The sequence below is a fragment of the Pseudodonghicola xiamenensis DSM 18339 genome (assembly GCF_000429365.1).
GTDB classification, from domain to species: Bacteria; Pseudomonadota; Alphaproteobacteria; order Rhodobacterales; family Rhodobacteraceae; genus Pseudodonghicola; species Pseudodonghicola xiamenensis.
The window spans coordinates 242190-259878 of record NZ_AUBS01000003.1 but is presented as its reverse complement, the minus strand read 5'-3'; the positions used below and the strand labels follow the sequence as shown (position 1 = coordinate 259878).

General features: G+C 65.7%; 16 protein-coding genes. 13 read left to right on the top strand and 3 right to left on the bottom strand.

Annotation, left to right across the window (positions count from 1 at the left end; genetic code table 11):
* Positions 1-30: 30 nt before the first annotated feature.
* Both recQ and G455_RS0106300 read right to left on the bottom strand, forming a co-directional pair.
* Positions 31-2073: a DNA helicase RecQ gene (gene recQ / locus G455_RS0106305; protein ID WP_028092919.1), complete on the bottom strand. Its 2043-nt coding sequence runs from the start codon at positions 2071-2073 to the stop codon at positions 31-33.
* A 156-nt stretch (positions 2074-2229) separates the two neighbouring features.
* A complete protein-coding gene (locus G455_RS0106300) occupies positions 2230-2517 on the bottom strand; it encodes a YggT family protein (RefSeq protein ID WP_028092918.1) in 288 nt (95 codons plus the stop codon).
* Between the two features lie 174 nt (positions 2518-2691).
* Here G455_RS0106300 and G455_RS0106295 point away from each other — a divergent pair, with 174 nt between their 5' ends.
* The 13 genes from G455_RS0106295 (at position 2692) to G455_RS0106235 (ending at position 16274) form a co-directional block, all read left to right on the top strand.
* On the top strand, positions 2692-4059 hold the full coding sequence (locus G455_RS0106295) for an MFS transporter (protein ID WP_407636239.1): 1368 nt from the start codon (positions 2692-2694) through the stop codon (positions 4057-4059).
* Complete coding sequence (mepA, locus tag G455_RS0106290) at positions 4056-4925, top strand: penicillin-insensitive murein endopeptidase (protein ID WP_035366236.1); 870 nt, start codon at positions 4056-4058, stop codon at positions 4923-4925. The genes G455_RS0106295 and mepA overlap by 4 nt, the downstream gene beginning before the upstream one ends.
* Positions 4898-5788 (top strand): esterase-like activity of phytase family protein, encoded by an 891-nt coding sequence (locus G455_RS0106285; protein ID WP_028092915.1) that lies wholly within the window; start codon positions 4898-4900, stop codon positions 5786-5788. Before mepA ends, G455_RS0106285 begins: the two co-directional genes overlap by 28 nt.
* A gap of 109 nt (positions 5789-5897) precedes the next feature.
* On the top strand, positions 5898-6527 hold the full coding sequence (locus G455_RS0106280; protein ID WP_028092914.1) for a queuosine precursor transporter: 630 nt from the start codon (positions 5898-5900) through the stop codon (positions 6525-6527).
* A 267-nt stretch (positions 6528-6794) separates the two neighbouring features.
* Positions 6795-7214, top strand: coding sequence for an alternative ribosome rescue aminoacyl-tRNA hydrolase ArfB (arfB, locus tag G455_RS0106275; protein WP_028092913.1), 420 nt, complete (start codon positions 6795-6797; stop codon positions 7212-7214).
* A 311-nt stretch (positions 7215-7525) separates the two neighbouring features.
* Positions 7526-8557 (top strand): P1 family peptidase, encoded by a 1032-nt coding sequence (locus G455_RS0106270; protein ID WP_028092912.1) that lies wholly within the window; start codon positions 7526-7528, stop codon positions 8555-8557.
* Positions 8558-8651: 94 nt separating this feature from the next.
* A complete protein-coding gene (locus tag G455_RS0106265; protein ID WP_028092911.1) occupies positions 8652-9119 on the top strand; it encodes a c-type cytochrome in 468 nt (155 codons plus the stop codon).
* Between the two features lie 236 nt (positions 9120-9355).
* Positions 9356-9895, top strand: a complete 540-nt coding sequence (idi, locus tag G455_RS0106260) for an isopentenyl-diphosphate Delta-isomerase (RefSeq protein WP_028092910.1) — start codon at positions 9356-9358, stop codon at positions 9893-9895.
* Positions 9896-9969: 74 nt separating this feature from the next.
* Positions 9970-11229, top strand: coding sequence for a flavin-dependent oxidoreductase (locus tag G455_RS0106255; protein ID WP_028092909.1), 1260 nt, complete (start codon positions 9970-9972; stop codon positions 11227-11229).
* A 123-nt stretch (positions 11230-11352) separates the two neighbouring features.
* Positions 11353-12300 carry an ABC transporter permease gene (locus tag G455_RS0106250; RefSeq protein ID WP_028092908.1) on the top strand — a complete coding sequence of 316 codons (948 nt, stop codon included), beginning with the start codon at positions 11353-11355 and terminating at the stop codon, positions 12298-12300.
* Positions 12297-13112, top strand: coding sequence for an ABC transporter permease (locus G455_RS0106245; RefSeq protein WP_028092907.1), 816 nt, complete (start codon positions 12297-12299; stop codon positions 13110-13112). Before G455_RS0106250 ends, G455_RS0106245 begins: the two co-directional genes overlap by 4 nt.
* A complete protein-coding gene (locus tag G455_RS0106240) occupies positions 13109-14695 on the top strand; it encodes an ABC transporter ATP-binding protein (protein WP_028092906.1) in 1587 nt (528 codons plus the stop codon). The genes G455_RS0106245 and G455_RS0106240 overlap by 4 nt, the downstream gene beginning before the upstream one ends.
* A 121-nt stretch (positions 14696-14816) precedes the next feature.
* The gene (locus G455_RS0106235; RefSeq protein WP_028092905.1) at positions 14817-16274 is read left to right on the top strand and encodes an aldehyde dehydrogenase family protein; all 1458 of its coding nucleotides are present in this window, start codon (positions 14817-14819) and stop codon (positions 16272-16274) included.
* 65 nt (positions 16275-16339) lie between these two features.
* Here the strand turns inward: G455_RS0106235 and pncB are convergent, their stop codons facing one another.
* On the bottom strand, positions 16340-17629 hold the full coding sequence (pncB, locus tag G455_RS0106230) for a nicotinate phosphoribosyltransferase (RefSeq protein WP_028092904.1): 1290 nt from the start codon (positions 17627-17629) through the stop codon (positions 16340-16342).
* Positions 17630-17689: the final 60 nt, after the last annotated feature.

The window sequence follows — 17689 nt, the reverse complement described above, 5'->3', positions numbered from 1 at the left end:
TCTGTTCCCCAAAATCCGTTTCCCCTGAATCTAGCCCGCGTCGCGCAGCACGTCCAGAAAGGCGGGGCCGAAACGATCCGCCCGACGCTCGCCAAGAAGTCGCACCAGGTCACCGTGATCGCGCGGCCGCATCTTCGCCAGCTTGGCCAGCTCGGCGGCAGAACAGCTCATCGGTTTCTCGGTGCCAGCCTCGCCACGCGCCAGATCCGCCTGCGCCTCCAGCAGCCGGTCATATAGGCTGCCGGCATCATGCCCCGCCAGCTTGCGGCGCGCCGGGTGGGTTTCCTCAACCGCGCCGTTGATCACCGCCAGGAATTCCGCGCCATAGCGTTCCAGCTTCTTGGCACCCACCCCGTTGACCCGTGCCATCTGGTCCAGATTGGCCGGCCGGTTTTCCGCCATCTCGATCAGGGTGCGGTCGGGAAAGATGACATAGGCCGGCACTTTCGCGGCCTCGGCCAGCGCGCGCCGCTTGGCCTTCAGCGCCGACAGCAGCGGCGCGTCCTCTTCCGACACCAGCGCCTTGACCGCCGGGCGCCGCCCCGCCGCCTGACGGATCACATCCTGACGCAGGGTGATCGTCGCCTCCCCCCGCAGCACCGGCAGGGCGGCATCGGTCATCTTCAGCGCGCCATGGCGTTCGGGATCCGGGCGCACCAGATCGCGCCCCATCATCTGCCGGAAGATCGCTGCCCACTGCCGCTTGTCGTATCCCTTGCCCACCCCATAGGTCGGCAACCGGTCATGCCCCCGCTCGCGGATGCGGTCAGTCATGTTGCCGATCAGGATATCCGTCAGATGGCCGGCGCCGAACCATTCCTCGGTGCGCAGGATCGCCGATAGCGCCATGCGCACCGGCGTGGTGGCATCGAACAGCTCGGGCGGTGTCTCGCACAGATCGCAATTCCCGCAAGGTTCGGAGACCTCGCCGAAATAGGAGAGCAACGCCTGCCGCCGACACCCCAAAGCCTCGGCCAGGCCCAGAAGCGAATTCAGCCGGGCGTGATCAGCGGCACGGCGTTCCGGCGGCGCCATCCCCTCGTCGATCTGGGACCGCCGCAGACGGATGTCGTCAGGACCATAGAGCGTCAGCGTCTCCGCCGGCGCGCCATCGCGGCCGGCACGGCCGATCTCCTGATAATAGGCCTCGATCGACTTCGGCAGATCTGCATGCGCCACCCAGCGGATATCGGGCTTGTCGATCCCCATGCCGAAGGCGACGGTGGCGACCACGATCAGCCCGTCCTCGCGGGCAAAGCGGGTCTCGACCGCGCGGCGATCCTCGGCCTCCATGCCACCGTGATAGAAACAGGCGCTATGGCCGTCATCGCCCAACGCCTTGGCCAGCGCTTCGGTCTTCGCCCTGGTGCCGCAATAGACGATGCCGGAGCTGCCCCGCCGGGCGGCGGCAAAGTCGAGGATCTGGCGGCGCGGGCTGTCCTTGGCGGCAAAGGCCAGATGGATGTTCGGCCGATCAAAACCGCGCAGAAAGGTGCGCGGCGGCTCACCGTCGAACAGCTTCTGGACGATCTCTTCCCGCGTTTCCTGATCCGCGGTCGCGGTGAAAGCGGCCAGCGGCACATCAAGCGTGCGGCGCAGATCGCCGATGCGCAGGTAATCGGGGCGGAAATCATGGCCCCACTGGCTGACGCAATGCGCCTCGTCCACCGCGATCAGGCTGACGCCGATCCGCCGCAGCATCCCCAGTGCCGCGCCGGAAGCCAGCCGTTCCGGCGCCATATACAACAGCTTCAGCCGCCCGGCCTCCAGCCCCTCCCAAACCGCGTCAGTCTCTTCCTGCGTATTGCCCGAAGTCAGCGCGCCGGCCTCGACCCCGGCCTCCTGCAATCCCCGCACCTGATCCCGCATCAGCGCGATCAGCGGCGAGATCACCACCGTGACCCCTTCGCGCATCAACGCTGGAAGCTGGAAACAGAGCGATTTGCCGCCCCCCGTCGGCATGATTGCCAGCACATTCTCGCCCTTGGCGACGGCCTCGACGATCTCTCCCTGCCCGGGGCGGAAGGCATCGAATCCGAAGACATCGCGCAAAAGCGGCAGCGGGTCGGTCATGGTTTGGCCTCTGGGGGGAAGAACTGCTCGGGCCGCTACTGTCCCACAGCGCGACTCGGGGGACAAGGCTCGGGGACGCGCAAGAGCAGCACAGATACCATCGCCGGGGGCCTTTTCAGCCCGCGACCGGCGACAGGATCGGGGAAAGACGCCAGATCAGTAGAAGGCCGCCACGTTATTGCGCAACACGATCTCGATCACATAGATGCCCAAGAGCGCGATCAGCGGCGCCAGATCGAGCCCGCCCATCGGCGGCAACAGACGGCGCAGCGGGCCATAGACCGGCTCCAGCACCCGGTTCAGACCGTACCAGATCTGCGCCACCAGCTGCTGGCGCGGGTTCAGCACCTGAAAGTTGATCAGCCAGCTCATGATCACATGAGCGATGATGAAGAACTGAGCGATGCTCAAGATCAGCATCAGGACTTGGAACAGAGACTGCATCGGTTTTTCCCTTTCAGACCGTTCCCTGACCTAAGGACGCGATCGCGAAAGGGCAAGGCCCGCATGGCCCTGCGGCCGCATTCTGGCCGGTGCCCGGGCATCGCGACCATATCGCGCAACGGAAACCGGCCCCCCGGCGATCCGCGCTTGCCTCCCGCCCGGCGGCCCGGTCATATCGGCGCAAAGCGCTCGGGGACAGACATGACAGGCATTTCCACCAGAAAGCGGATCTGGGGCTGGTTCTTTTTCGACTGGGCCAGTCAACCCTATAACACCTTGCTGATCACCTTTATCTTCGCCCCCTACATAAAGGAACTGATGGGCGATGGCAGCGCCGCGCAATCGGCCTGGGGGTTCGGGATCGGCGCGGCGGGCGTCATCATCGCGCTGCTCGCCCCGATCCTGGGCGCGATGGCCGATCTGTCAGGGAACCGGCTGCGCTGGGTCTGGCTGTTCTCGCTGCTCTATGTGATCGGCGCCGCCGGCCTATGGTTCGCCGCGCCGGGACATTTCAACCTGACCCTGACGCTTTGCCTCTTCGCGATCGGCATGATCGGGATGGAATTCGCCACGATCTTCACCAATTCCATGCTGCCCGATCTGGGCACCCGGGAAGAGATCGGCCGCATCTCGGGCAACGGCTGGGCCTTCGGCTATGTCGGCGGGCTGGTCTCGCTGGTGATCATGCTGGGCTTTTTCGCCGAAAGCGCCAGCACCGGGAAGACCTTTCTCGGCCTCGCCCCGGCCCTCGGGCTCGACCCCGCCGCCCGCGAAGGCACCCGCTTCGTCGGGCCACTGACGGCGATCTGGTATGCCGTCTTCATGATCCCCTTCTTCCTTTGGGTCCGCGATCCACTGACCGGAGCCCGCAGCCAACGCGGTACGGTGGTGGCGGCACTTTGTGATGTGGCCCATACCCTGCGACGCCTGCCACAGCGGCCCTCGCTCTTCGCCTATCTGGCCTCTTCGATGTTCTATCGTGACGCGCTGAATGGCATGTATGTCTTCGGCGGCATCTATGCCGCCGGGGTGCTGAACTGGTCGGTGGTCGATACCGGCATCTTCGGCATTCTCGCCATCGTCTCCGGCGCGATCTTCGCCTGGGCCGGCGGTCGCGCCGATCAGCGCTTCGGCCCCAAGCCGGTGATCACGGCCTGCATCCTGCTGCTGACTGCGGTGGCGATCGGCATCATCTTCGTCAGCCCGGCATCAGTCTTCGGCATTGCCCTGCCCGAAGGCTCTGCCCTGCCCGATATCGTCTTCTACATCTTCGGCGCGATCATCGGCGCCGCCGGTGGCGCGATCCAGTCGGCCAGCCGGACCATGCTGGTGCGCCAGGCAGATCCGAACCGGATGACCGCCTCTTTCGGGCTCTATGCGCTGGCCGGCAAGGCGACCTCCTTCATCGCGCCCCTCGCCATCGGCACCGTCACCCTGCTGAGCGGCAGCCAGCAGATCGGCGTTTCGCCGCTGATCTTCCTTTTCCTCTTGGGGTTGATCCTGCTACGCTGGGTCGAACCGGAAGGAGACGCATCCCGATGACTCGCCCCATCGCCTGGCTGAGCCTGATCCTCTGTCTGATCCTGAGCGCACCGGCAAGCTGGGCGGAACCGACGGCCAAACAGTTGTTCGGAGCCAAAACCACCCCCTCGCAGCAACGCCCCTCCCCCTATGGCAGCTATGCCAAGGGCTGCATGGCCGGCGGCGAGACTCTGCCCGAAACCGGCCCCACCTGGCAGGCCATGCGACTGAGCCGGAACCGCAACTGGGCGCAGCCCGAAACCGTCGCCTTCATCGAGGATCTGAGCCGTTTCGCCGCCACCCTGCCCGGCTGGAAGGGGCTTTATGTCGGCGATATGAGCCAGCCGCGCGGCGGCCCGATGACATCGGGCCACGCCAGCCATCAGATCGGTCTGGACGCCGATATCTGGATGCTGCCGCCGAACCGGCTGAACCTCAGCCGGCAGGACCGCGAGAAGATTTCCTCGATCTCGATGCGCCGGTCGAACGGTGCCTATGTGAACAGTTCCTGGACACCGCAGCACCACGCGCTTCTGCGCGCCGCCGCCAGCGACCCGCGCGTCGCCCGCATCTTCGTCTTTCCCGGCGCCAAGGTGCAAATGTGCAAGGACGAGACCGGCGACCGGAGCTGGCTGCGCAAGATCCGCCCCTGGTGGGGACATCACTATCACTTCCACGTTCGGCTGAACTGTCCGCGCGGCGCGCGCGGCTGCGTCGATCAGGATGCGCCGCCGCCCGGCGATGGCTGCGCCGACGCGCAGGAATGGGTCAACAACATCCTGAACCCGCCGCCGCCCGATCCGAATGCCCCGAAACCGAAGAAGCGCCGCGATTACGTGCTGGCCGATCTGCCCAAACAATGCGTCTCGGTCCTGCACTCGCGCTGAGCCTTCTACTGTGTTTCGGCTGCGACACCTCCGATACCGGTGGGGCGCAAAAGGCGCAATTGCTGGGCAGCCATACCTGGGCGCAGAGCGACCCCTGGTTCGGCGGGCTATCGGCGCTGGAGCTTTCTGACGATGGACTGTCCGCCACGGTGCTGAGCGACCGGACCGTACTGATGACCGCCCGGCTGACCCGCGATGCCGAGGGGCAGGTCACTGCAGCCCGGACCACCGGCCATTGGCGCCTGCGGTCCAGCGCGGGGCGCCCGATGAAAGGCCCGATCGGCGATTCCGAAGGCCTGGCGGTCGCACCCGATGGAACCCTCTATGTCTCTTTCGAGGGGGTCCACCGTGTTGCCCGCTATCGTCGCCCCGATGCCGCCGCCGAAGTGCTGAACGATCCGCAGGTCTTTCGCGGCCTGCCCGGCAACCGGTCGCTTGAGGCGCTGGCGATCGACCCGACAGGGAGGCTCTATACCCTGCCCGAGGGGGGCCGGGACGCCAATGGGCAAATCCCCGTCTACCGGCTGGAGAAAGGCCAGTGGCGCGTGGTCTTTTCCCTGCCGCCCCGGGGCCGCTTCCTGCCGGTCGGCGCCGATTTCGGCCCCGATGGCAGGCTCTACGTGCTGGAGCGCGCGGTGACCCTTCTGGGCTTTCGCAGCCGGCTGCGGCGCTGGAACATCGAAGCCGACAGCCCGGGGCAGGAGGAAACTCTGCTGACCACCGCGCCGGGGGTGCATGACAACCTGGAAGGCGTGTCGATCTGGCGCGATGGAAAGGGGCGGCTACGGGCGACGATGGTGTCGGACGACAACTTCCTGCGGCTGCAACGCACCGAACTGGTCGACTACACCCTGCCGGATTAGGCCGAAATCCTTGCCTGCAAGGCCACGGCGCGCTATGGAGCCCTGCCCGCCCGGCTCCGAGGCCGCAGTGGGACAAGTCGCCGCTACCTTGTCAAAACGGGCCTCAGACATGAACCGATCGCATATTCCCGGCATTCTTGCCATGGCCGCCATCGTGGTGGCCTCGAACATCCTGGTGCAATTCCTGTTCGGCCAATGGCTGACCTGGGGCGCCTTCACCTATCCATTCGCCTTTCTGGTCACCGATGTGATGAACCGCGTCTATGGCGCCGCATCCGCCCGCCGGGTGGTCTTTGCCGGCTTTGTCGTCGGCGTGATGTGTTCACTGGTCGGCACCCAGATCAGCGGAGAGTTCGGTCCGCTGGTGACCCTGCGCGTGGCGCTCGCCTCCGGCACCGCCTTCCTGGTGGCGCAGATGCTGGATGTCGCCATCTTCTCGGCCCTGCGCGAGGGCAAGTGGTGGCGCGCTCCGCTGGCCTCGACCCTAGTGGGGTCGGCGGCGGACACCGCGCTGTTCTTCTCCATCGCCTTCTCGCTGCAACTGGGCTGGATCGACCCGACCAACGATGTTGCCTGGGCCAACGAACAGCTGCCTCTCCTGGGCGCGGGGCCGATGATGCCGCTCTGGGTCTCGCTCGGTACGGCAGACTGGCTGGTGAAACTGTCACTGGCGATCGTGGCGCTGCTGCCGTTTCGCCTGATCGTTGCGCAAATGTTGACCCGCCGCGACTCCGCCTGACGATTTCCTTTGGTGAACCAGAACTCCTGTGCCAAGCTGATGATAACGGTAACAGCCAAGCAAAGGAGGTGATCCAGTGTCGAGAAAGGTATTGGAGCGAGGTGTCGGGACAACGCGGGAGGCAGCCGTTTAAGGCAAACCTGAGCGGTATGTCCGCCCGCGTGGATCGGTCGATGATCTAACCGACCCCACCTCCGAGAGCTTTCGAAAGGGCCTCCCTCACGGGCGGCCCTTTTTCGTGCGCGCCGAACGCGATACTGTGCTGGCATGCTGCGTATCACCGATGACATATCCCTTGCCGACTGGGAACTGACCGAACAGTTCATCCGGGCCTCTGGCCCCGGCGGGCAGAACGTGAACAAGGTCTCCTCCGCCGTCGAACTCAGGTTCGAAGCCGCCCGTTCGCCATCGCTGACACCGGCCGTCAAGGGGCGGCTGAAACGGCTGGCCGGCCGGCGCTGGACCACCGAGGGCGCCATCGTCCTGCAGTGCGACGAGACCCGCAGCCAGACCCGCAACCGCGAGATCGTCCGCGACCGGCTGGCGGCGCTGATCCAGCAGGCGCTGGTTGCCCCCAAACGCCGCATTGCCACCAAGCCGACCAAGGGGTCGATCCGCCGCCGGCTCACCGCCAAGAAGGTGCGCGGCGAGGTCAAGGCGTTGCGTGGCCGGGTCGAGGAAGAGTGACCCTCCGCCTGCTCTTGTGCCCCCCCTGCCCGCGCCCTACTGTCCCCACGATATCCGGTTGGACGGCAGCGCCGATCCTGAGGTTCGAGGCGCAAAACACCCTCGCCCAGCGCGTCGCGATGCCAGACAGAGCCTCACCCCCGCGTTGTTCCCTCCGCGTCGATGAAAACCGGTGGGGACGATGCCTTCCGGACGGCAGCATCGGTTCGGCCCGAACCCTGCCGCCGGTGTCACCCGCGCGCCAAGGCGCGTGCAAACCAAGACTATCGTCCCGCAAGGGGCGATCACTGCCCTGAACTTCAGAGGTCGCCATGCGCCCAGGCCCCCGCAATCTGATTACCGATGTCCCCGGTCTCAAGGTCGGAAACGCCCATGACCACCGGCTGAAATCCGGCACCACGGTGCTGAGCTCCGACCGCCCCTTCACCGCATCTGTCCATGTGATGGGCGGCGCCCCCGGCACCCGGGAGACCGATCTGCTCGCCCCCGACAAGACCAATACCGAAGTGCACGCACTGGTACTTTCGGGGGGCTCCGCCTATGGGCTGGACGCCTGTTCGGGGGTGATGGAGGCGCTTCGGACCGAAGGCCGCGGTCTCAGGCTCGGCTCCGCGCTGATCCCGCTGGTGCCCGGGGCGATCATCTTCGATCTGCTGAACGGCGGCGCCAAGGATTGGGCCGAAAACCCCTATCGCGCGCTGGGGAAGGCCGCCTTTGCCAATCTGGGCGAGGAATTCGCCATCGGCACCGCCGGCGCCGGCACCGGCGCCCTGACCGCGATGGTCAAGGGTGGGCTCGGTTCTGCCTCCTTCGTGCTGGACAACGGCATCACCGTCGGCGCCCTGGTCGCGGCCAACCCGATGGGGGCAGTGACCACGCCGGGCGATCGGCATTTCTGGGCGGCGCCCTTCGAGGTGGACGGCGAATTCGGCGGCATGGGCCCTGACCCGACAACCGGGCTTGGCCGCAGTCTCGACAGCCGCAAGTTCGCCGCGATGATGGCTGCCAACGGTGGCCAGCCTCTGCGCGAGACCCGCGCCAATACCACCATCGCCATCGTCGCCACAGACGCCGCACTGACTAAGGCCCAGTGCCAGCGCATGGCCACCGCCGCCCATGACGGCATCGGGCGCGCCTGCGTGCCGGCCCATGCGCCGGGCGATGGCGATCTGGTTTTCGCCCTGACCACCGGCGCCCGCCAGATGCAAACGCCCGAACGCGACCTGACCGAGATCGGCCATGCCGCCGCGCTTTGCCTGTCGCGCGCCATCGCCCGCGCCGCCTTCGCCGCCACCCCCGCCGAGGGAGATATCTTGCCCTGTTGGTCGCAGCTCGCCCGCTAGGGCGAAACGCCGGCCCCCCGCGCGGCAAGTTGCCAATTGACTCCGGGCAAGCGCCCGACGCTATCTTGCGAAAGCAAATCAAGGAGAGGAAGCCATGAACCGAATGATCGCAACCGCCCTTGCCGCCCTGATCGCCGCCCCCGCGCTGGCCGACGACGGCAACGTCGCCAAGGGCGAAAAGCTCTTCGGGAAATGCAGGGCCTGCCATTCCATCATCACCGACAGCGGCGAGGTCATCGTCAAGGGCGGCCGCACCGGCCCCGATCTTTACGGTGTGATCGGTCGCCAGGCCGGCACCTTTCCGGATTTCAATTATGGCAAGGATCTGGTCGCCGCCGGCGAGGCCGGGCTGATCTGGGATAAGGAGGCCTTTCTCGAATACGTTCAGGATCCGCGCAAATTCCTGCGGCATCATCTGGACAGCAAGAAAGCCAAGTCAATGATGAGCTTCAAGCTCCCCAAGGGAGGGGAGGATGTCTATGCCTACCTCGTCAGCCTGGCGCCGGTTCCCGCCGAGACGCCTGCCGAAGAGGCCGGCGACGACACTCCAGCCAGCGAATGACCCCGCGCCCGTGAGGGGCACAAGGGCAGACGGATCAGGCCGCATCCCGTGTCAGGGGTGCGGCCTTTGACATCCCGCCAGGTCATTGAAGACACCGCTGTCACCGCCTAGCTTTCTATCCCGGGAGGCAACCGCCCCGTCCCGGTCCAAACTGACGCCCCTGTCGACCACATGATGACTTGCACCGATTTTCACAGCACCGCCCTTCATGGCTCCGCACCACAGGCGGCCCCACGATGACCCAGTCGATCCCCGCCTGGGTGGACGGCACGCTTACCCCTGTCGACAAACTGGAGGTGCATCGCCTCGGGCTCAGACACAAGGCGGTGTCTGTCTTCGTTCAGCGCGGCACCGACATCCTGCTGCAACGCCGCGCCCTGGAGAAATACCACACCCCGGGGCTTTGGACGAATACGTGCTGCACCCATCCGCATTGGGGCGAAAAAGCCAGCGCCTGCGCCATCCGGCGTCTGCGCGAGGAATTGGGGATCACTGGCCTCTCCCCGGACTTTCGCCAGCAGCTGGAATATCGCGCCGATGTCGGCGGCGGCCTGACCGAACATGAAGAAGTGTCTGTCTATCTGGCCCAGGCACCGCAGAATCTGCCGCTCTCTCCCGACCCGCACGAGGTGATGGAACTACGCTGGGTCGATTATCACGATCTGCTGGCCGAAGTGGCGCACCAGCCCGACCGATTCACCCCTTGGCTGCGGATATATCTGGACCAGCACGCCAACCGGATTTTCGACAGCGCTCTGACCTCCCGACAGCGCTGAGCGCCGATCCGGCTTGCATCAGGCCCCGAGGCCTGCTTTCTCTGCGCGTGGGAGACGCGGGAGGAGAAAGACAGATGACCATTCTTATTGCAGGCGCAGGCATTGCCGGGCTCAGCCTCGGGCTAACGCTGCATCAAATCGGCCTGCCGTTCCGCATCTGTGAGGCCGCGCCCGAGATCAGGCCACTGGGTGTCGGCATCAATCTGCAACCCAATGCGGTGCGCGAACTCTTCGACCTGGAGTTTGAGGCTCAGCTTGATGCCATCGGCGTACGGACCCGGCAACTGGGCTTCTATTCGAAGTTCGGCCACACCATTTGGGAGGAACCCCGGGGCGAAGGCGCCGGCTATGCCTGGCCGCAGTTTTCGGTCCATCGCGGGCGGCTGCAGATGATGCTGCATGATGCGCTGATCGCCCGGGCCGGGGCCGATTGCATCGTTACCAGCGCCCGCGCCGAGGGCTTCGAGATCGAGGAGGACGGCGCGACACTGATCCTTGAGGATGGCAGCCGCATCCCTGGCGATCTGGTCATCGCCGCCGACGGCATCCATTCAGCACTGCGCGCGCAGATGTACCCCGATGAGGGCGCGCCGATCTGGGACGGACGCATCCTCTGGCGGGCGACGACGCAGGCCCCCGATTACAAGGGCGGCGGCGCGATGGTGATGATCGGTCACGACAGCCTGCGCGCCGTGGCCTATCCGATTTCCGCTGCCGATCCAGAGACCGGCCTGGTCACCATGAACTGGATCGCCGAGAAACGCTTCGATCCCAGCGACGACTGGCGGCGCGAGGATTGGAACCGCGCCGCGAAGATCGAGGAGTTCCTGCCCGATTTCGAAAGCTGGCGGTTCGGCTGGATCGACCTGCCGGCGCTGATCACCGGCGCCGATCAGGTGTTCGAATACCCGATGGTCGACCGCGATCCGCTGCCGCGCTGGACCGAGGGCCGGGTCACCCTGATGGGAGACGCCGCGCATCCGACCTATCCGGTCGGTTCCAACGGGGCGAGCCAGGCGATCGTCGATGCCCGAGTCATCGGCGCCAGCCTGCTGGCCCATGGCGTCACCCCGGCGGCGCTCGAAGCCTATGAGGCCCAGATTCGCCCGCTGACCACCGCCGTGGGCCTGGCCAACCGCAAGGGCGGCGGACCGGACGCGGTGCTGCAGATGGTCGAGGATATCTGCGGCGGGGACTTCGAGAATATCGACGACGTGATCCCCACCGCCGATCTGGCCGCCCATGCGGCGCGGTTCAAATCCATCGCCGGGTTTTCGATTGACGAGTTGAACGCCAAACCGGCGATCATTCCCACCGGGGCGACAGCCTCCTGACCCCTCCACGGCCCCTCAGGAAAGGTCAGGACCGCTGACGAACTGCGCAGGCGAGATTTACGCCCCGGCAGATCGTCAGTCTGGCTCTGGACCTCTCCGCAGGGCGCCCCTAACGTGCCGTCAATGTTACGCTATTCACTCAAACGCCTGATCTCGCTGATCCTCAGCCTGGCCGTCGCCAGCCTGGTGATCTTCTTCGTGATCGAAATCGCGCCGGGCGATCCGGCCTCCTTCATGCTTGGGATCAACGCCCAGCCCGACACCATCGAAGCTCTGCGGTCCGAGCTGGGCCTCGATGTGCCAAAGATCGAACGCTACCTCGATTGGGTGGGCGGCATGCTGCATGGCGATTTCGGCACCTCCTATACCTATCGCACACCGGTGACCAAGATGGTCACCGACCGGCTCTGGGTATCGCTGCCGCTGGCGCTCTATGCGCTGGCGCTGTCGACGCTGATCGCCTTTCCCGCCGGCATCTATGCCGCCGCACGGCGCGGCAAGCCGGGCGATATGGCGGTGATGGGGGCGACGCAACTGGGCGTGGCGATCCCGAACTTCTGGTTCGCGATGATGCTGGTGCTGATCTTCGCCATCAACCTGCGCTGGTTCGGCGCCGGCGGCTTTGCCGGCTGGAACAAGGGGTTCTGGACCGGCATTCATTCGCTGACCCTGCCGGCGATCGCGCTGGCGCTGCCGCAGGCGGCGATTCTGGCGCGCGTGATGCGGTCGGCGCTGCTCGATATCCTTGGTGAGGATTTCATGCGCACCGCCCGCGCCAAGGGGCTGAGCCGGCGGCAGGCGCTGTGGCGCCACGCCCTGCGCAACGCGATGATCCCGGTCCTGACGATCATCGGGCTGCAATTCTCCTTCCTGCTGGCCGGCGCCATCATCATCGAACAGGTCTTCTATCTGCCCGGGCTCGGTCGGCTGGTGTTCCAGGCGATCACCGCACGCGATCTGATCGTGGTGGAATCGGTGGTTATGTTGCTGGTCTTCGCCGTCATCACCGTGAACTTTCTGGTCGATCTGGCCTATGCCGCGGTCGACCCCCGACTGAGGCAGCGCACATGAGACGAAATCTGATACTGGGCGGATTTCTGTCCTGCCTCGTGGTGCTGGCGGCGCTGGTCTCCTTTATCTGGACACCCTACGACGTCGCCGCGATGGATATCCCGGCAAAGCTCAGGCCGCCCTCGGCCAGCCATTGGTTCGGCACCGATCACTTCGGCCGCGACATGTTCAGCATGATCATGGTCGGCGCCCGGACCTCGATCGCGGTGGCGCTGGTGGCCGTCGGCATCGGCATGGCGCTGGGGATCCCGCTGGGGCTGATGGCCGCCGCCCGCAAGGACAGCTGGCTGGATGAGCTGATCATGCGCGGCAACGATCTGGTCTTCGCCTTCCCCTCGCTGGTGATCGCCATCCTGATCACCGCCATCCTGGGGCCGGGTGCGATCAATGCGATCATCGCCATCGGGATCTTCAACATCCCGGTCTTCGCCCGGATCACCCGCGGCGCCGCCCTGTCGCTGTGGGAGCGGGAGTTCATCATGGCCGCCCGCGTCGCCGGCAAGTCGCAGACGCGGATTTCCTTCGAACATATCCTGCCCAACGTGCTGAACCTGCTGATCGTGCAGGGCACCATCCAGTTCTCGCTCGGCATCCTGGCCGAGGCGGGGCTGTCCTATGTCGGGCTCGGCGCACAACCGCCGGTGCCAAGCTGGGGCAGAATGCTGGCCGATGCCCAGACCATGGTCAGCCTGGCGCCGCATATGGCGCTGATCCCCGGCCTTGCCATCGTGCTGACGGTGCTGGGGCTGAACCTTCTGGGCGACGGGTTGCGCGACCTGCTCGACCCCCGACTGCGGGTGCGCCGATCATGAGCCTTCTTGATATCCAGAACCTGTCCCTGCAAATCGGCGGCCTGCCGATCCTCAAAGACGTGAGCTTTTCCGTCGCCCCGGGCGAGATCGTCGCCGTCACCGGCGAAAGCGGATCGGGCAAGTCGATGACCGCACTGGGGGTCATCGGGCTGTTGCCCGACCGGGCCGAGACACAGGGCAAGATCCTGCTGGAAGGCCAGGACCTGCTGGCGCGGAACGAGGCGCAGATGTGCAGCCTGCGCGGCCGCGAGATCGGCATGGTGTTCCAGGAGCCGATGACGGCGCTGAACCCGGTCAAGACCATCGGCGATCAGGTGATGGAAACCATCCTGATCCACAAGGCGATGCCGAAGGATCAGGCCCGCGCCCGCGCGCGTGAGATGCTGGACCGCGTCGGCCTGCCCGAGGACCGCTTTCCGCTGTCGCGATTCCCGCACGAGCTGTCAGGCGGGCAACGCCAACGCGTCGTCATCGCCATGGCCATCGCCCTGCGCCCGAAGCTTCTAATCGCGGACGAGCCGACCACGGCGCTGGATGTGACGACGCAGGCGCAGATCCTCGATCTGCTGCAAAGCCTGGTCGCCGATTTCGGCATGGGGCTGCTGATGATCACCCACGACCTGGCGGTGGTATCGGACATGGCCGACCGCATCGTGGTGATGCGCCACGGCGAGCTGGTCGAGCAAGGCCCGACGCGCGAGCTGTTTCGCAACATGACGCATCCCTATACCAAGATGCTGTTCGAAGCCTCGGGCCATCAGGTGACATTGCCCGAGCCGCCGGCGCCGGAGCCGCTGCTGCAAGTGAAGGGGGCGGTGCGCGACTACCGCCTGCCGCGCAAGCACCTGTTCCGCGATCCCGGCTATCACCGCGCGGTCAAGGGGGTGAGCTTCACCCTGAACCGTGGCGAGCGGCTGGGGCTGGTGGGCGAATCCGGTTGCGGGAAATCGACCCTGACCCGGGCGCTTCTGGGGCTGGAGCCATTGCAGGGCGGCGAAATCCTGCTAGATGGCAAACCGGTCTGGTCCGGGCACAAACCGGATCCCGATGTGCGACGCCGGATGCAGGTGGTGTTCCAGGACCCCTTCGGCAGCTTCAACCCGCGCCACCGGGTCGACCGGCTGGTGACCGAACCCTTCCATCTGCTCGACACGCCGCCGACCGGGGCCACCCGCGACAGGGCGATCGCCGAGGCGCTGGAGGCGGTGGGGCTGAAGGCCACGGACGCGAAGAAATACATCCACGAGTTCTCGGGCGGGCAGCGGCAGCGGATCGCCATCGCCCGCGCCCTGATCATCCGACCCGAGCTGATCCTCTTCGACGAGGCGGTAAGCGCGCTCGATGTCTCGGTGCGCGCGCAGATCCTCGATCTGCTGGTGGAGCTCTGCGCCGCCTATCAGCTGAGCTATCTCTTCATCAGCCACGACCTGAGCGTGGTGCGCACGGTGACCGATCGCGTTTTGGTGATGCAATCGGGCGAGATCGTCGAGGAAGGCGAGACCGAACAGGTCTTCACTTCACCGCGCCACCCCTATACCCAAACCCTGATCGCCGCCGCGCCGACCCTGCCTGCACTGGGCTGAACAGGGCGGATCGGGGCGCCGGTGGCCTGTCGGGCAGATCGGCTGCGCCGATGCCTCCGGCGGCCGTATTTGGAACGAGAAGAAGGGGCAGGATACCGCCCCGAGACGTCAGGAGCCTTTCATGAGCGAGACCAACCCCATCTGGTTCGATCCCACCCTCTGCCTGATCGGCGGCAAATGGGTGCCGGCGCAAAGCGGCGAGACCCTGCCGCTGGTCAACCCGTCGGACGGCAGTGCAATCTGCCAGATCGCCCGTGGCGGCGCCGCCGATATCGACGCGGCGGTGCAGGCGGCTGAGGCCGCGCTGGAGGGAGACTGGGGCCGGATGACCGCGCTGGAGCGTGGCCGGATCATCACCCGCATCGGTCAGCTGGTGCTGGAGAATGTCGAGCGCCTGGCGGTGCTGGAGGCGATGGATGTGGGCAAGCCGCTGAGCCAGGCCCGCGCCGATGCCATCGCGCTGGCACGCTATTGCGAATTCTACGGCGGCGCCGCCGACAAGGTGCATGGCCAGACCATCCCCTTCATGGAGGGTTATACCGTCTATACCCTGCGCGAGCCGCATGGGGTGACGGGACATATCGTACCCTGGAACTATCCGATGCAGATCATCGGCCGGTCGGTCGGCGCGGCGCTGACCATGGGCAATGCCGCGGTGCTGAAGCCGGCGGAAGAGGCCTGCCTGACGGCGCTGGCCTTTGCCCATATCGCGATGGAAGCGGGGCTGCCCGCCGGTGCGCTGAACGTGGTGCCGGGGATCGGCGCCGAGGCGGGCGCGGCGCTGACCGCGCATCCGGGTATCCATCACATCAGTTTCACCGGATCGGTGCCGACCGGCATCCTGGTGCAGACGGCGGCCGCCAAGAACGTGATCCCGGTGACGCTGGAGCTGGGCGGCAAGTCGCCGCAGCTGGTGTTCGACGACGCCGATCTGGACGCGGCGCTGCCCTTCCTGGTCAATGCCGGCTGTCAGAACGCCGGGCAGACCTGCTCCGCCTCCTCCCGCGTCCTGGTGCAGCGCGGCGTTTATGACGAGGTCAAGCGCCGGATGGCCGAGGCCTATGGCGCCATCACCGTCGGCCCTGCGATGGAAGACCTGCGGATGGGGCCGCTGATCTCCGCCCGCCAGAAAGAGATCGTGTCGGGCTTTCTCGCCAAGGGGGCCGATCTAACCGTGGCCGCCCAGGGCGAGGTGGTGGGCCATGCCCCGGCCGAGGGCGCCTATCTTTGCCCGACGCTCTTTGCCGATGTGCCGGGCGATCACGCACTGGCGCGGGACGAGATCTTCGGCCCGGTGCAGGTGCTGATCCCCTTCGACACCGAAGAGGAAGCGGTGAAGATCGCCAACAGCACCGATTATGGGCTGGTCGCCAGCATCTGGAGCCGCGACGGATCGCGGCAGATGCGGCTGGCCAAGAAGCTGCACGCCGGTCAGGTCTTCATCAACAACTACGGCGCCGCCGGTGGGGTCGAGCTGCCCTTCGGAGGGGTCGGAAAATCCGGCCATGGCCGAGAGAAGGGCTTTGAGGCGCTTTACGGCTTCTCGCAACTGAAGACCGTCGCCGCCTATCACGGCTGAGGCGCTGAAACGCGAACGGCCGCCCCATCATGGGCGGCCGTTTTGCAATCCGGTGCGATGGCGGCTTACACCACCACCTTGATCCGCTTCTGTTCGCCCACCCCGAACACACGCTTGTAGCGTTCGATCTCTGCCGCCGGGCCCATCGCCTTTTCCGGGTTGTCCGACAGTTTCACCGTCGGGCTGCCGTTGGCACTGACCGCCTTGCAGACCAGGCTGAAAGGGGCCAGCGCATCATTCGGCACAAGACCACGGAAATCATTGGTCAGCAGCGTGCCCCAGCCAAAGCTGACCTTGACCCGGCCGGCGAACTGACTGTGCAATTCGACAATCTTGTCGACATCGAGCCCGTCGGAGAAGATCACCAGCTTTTTCGTCGGATCCTCGCCCCGGGCCTTCCACCAGTCGATCGCCACCTCGGCGCCCGCCGCCGGATCGCCGCTGTCGATACGGATGCCGGTCCAGCCGGCCAGCCAATACGGTGCGTTTTCCAAAAAGCCCTTGGTGCCATAGGTATCGGGCAGGATGATCCGCAGGTTGCCCTCGTGCTCCTCCTGCCAGTCCTCCAGCACCTTATAGGGCGACTGGGCCAGTTCCGCATCCGTTTCGGCCAGGGCGGAATAGACCATCGGAAGCTCATGCGCATTGGTGCCGATCGCCTCGAGGTCGCGTTCCTTGGCGATCAGGCAGTTCGAGGTGCCGGTGAATTTCGGCCCCAGCCCTTCGATCATCGCCTGCACGCACCAGTCCTGCCACAGGAAGGAATGCCGGCGGCGGGTGCCGAAATCGGCGATGCCCAGCGGCGAGAGCTCCCGCAGCCGTTCGATCTTTTCCCACAGCCGGGTCATCGCCCGGGCATAGAGCACCTTGAGCTCGAACCGGCCCAGATCGTTCAGCACGGCCCGGCTGCGCAGCTCCATCAGCACGGCAAGCGCGGGGATTTCCCACAGCATCACCTCAGGCCAGTCGCCTTCGAAGGTCAGCTCATACTGATCACCGCGGCGTTCCAGATAATAGGGCGGCAGCCGCAGTTTTTCGAACCACTCCATGAAATCGGGGCGGAACATCTGACGCTTGCCATAGAAGGTATTGCCCCTGAGCCAGGTGCTTTCCCCCCGGCTGAGGCTGAGCGAGCGGATATGATCAAGCTGTTCGCGCAGCTCTCCCTCGTCGATCAGCTTGGCCAACGGCACCTTGTCGGTCCGGTTGATCAGCGAAAAGGTCACCTGTGTCTTGGGTCGGTTGCGGAACACCGACTGACACATCAACAGCTTGTAGAAATCGGTGTCGATCAGCGAGCGGACGATCGGGTCGATCTTCCACTTATGATTATAGACTCGGGTTGCGATATCCACCACGGCGGGCCTCTTTTCTTGCTGCCCGAGGGTGATACGTCACGAAAACCCCCGGGGCCA

Bases quoted from the DNA above. Each gene is read 5' to 3' on its own strand.
- recQ (WP_028092919.1), bottom strand. From the start codon at position 2,073: ATGACCGACCCGCTGCCGCTTTTGCGCGATGTCTTCGGATTCGATGCC.
- G455_RS0106300 (WP_028092918.1), bottom strand. From the start codon at position 2,517: ATGCAGTCTCTGTTCCAAGTCCTGATGCTGATCTTGAGCATCGCTCAG.
- mepA (WP_035366236.1), top strand. From the start codon at position 4,056: ATGACTCGCCCCATCGCCTGGCTGAGCCTGATCCTCTGTCTGATCCTG.
- G455_RS0106285 (WP_028092915.1), top strand. From the start codon at position 4,898: ATGCGTCTCGGTCCTGCACTCGCGCTGAGCCTTCTACTGTGTTTCGGC.
- G455_RS0106280 (WP_028092914.1), top strand. From the start codon at position 5,898: ATGAACCGATCGCATATTCCCGGCATTCTTGCCATGGCCGCCATCGTG.
- arfB (WP_028092913.1), top strand. From the start codon at position 6,795: ATGCTGCGTATCACCGATGACATATCCCTTGCCGACTGGGAACTGACC.
- G455_RS0106270 (WP_028092912.1), top strand. From the start codon at position 7,526: ATGCGCCCAGGCCCCCGCAATCTGATTACCGATGTCCCCGGTCTCAAG.
- G455_RS0106265 (WP_028092911.1), top strand. From the start codon at position 8,652: ATGAACCGAATGATCGCAACCGCCCTTGCCGCCCTGATCGCCGCCCCC.
- idi (WP_028092910.1), top strand. From the start codon at position 9,356: ATGACCCAGTCGATCCCCGCCTGGGTGGACGGCACGCTTACCCCTGTC.
- G455_RS0106255 (WP_028092909.1), top strand. From the start codon at position 9,970: ATGACCATTCTTATTGCAGGCGCAGGCATTGCCGGGCTCAGCCTCGGG.
- G455_RS0106250 (WP_028092908.1), top strand. From the start codon at position 11,353: ATGTTACGCTATTCACTCAAACGCCTGATCTCGCTGATCCTCAGCCTG.
- G455_RS0106245 (WP_028092907.1), top strand. From the start codon at position 12,297: ATGAGACGAAATCTGATACTGGGCGGATTTCTGTCCTGCCTCGTGGTG.
- G455_RS0106240 (WP_028092906.1), top strand. From the start codon at position 13,109: ATGAGCCTTCTTGATATCCAGAACCTGTCCCTGCAAATCGGCGGCCTG.
- G455_RS0106235 (WP_028092905.1), top strand. From the start codon at position 14,817: ATGAGCGAGACCAACCCCATCTGGTTCGATCCCACCCTCTGCCTGATC.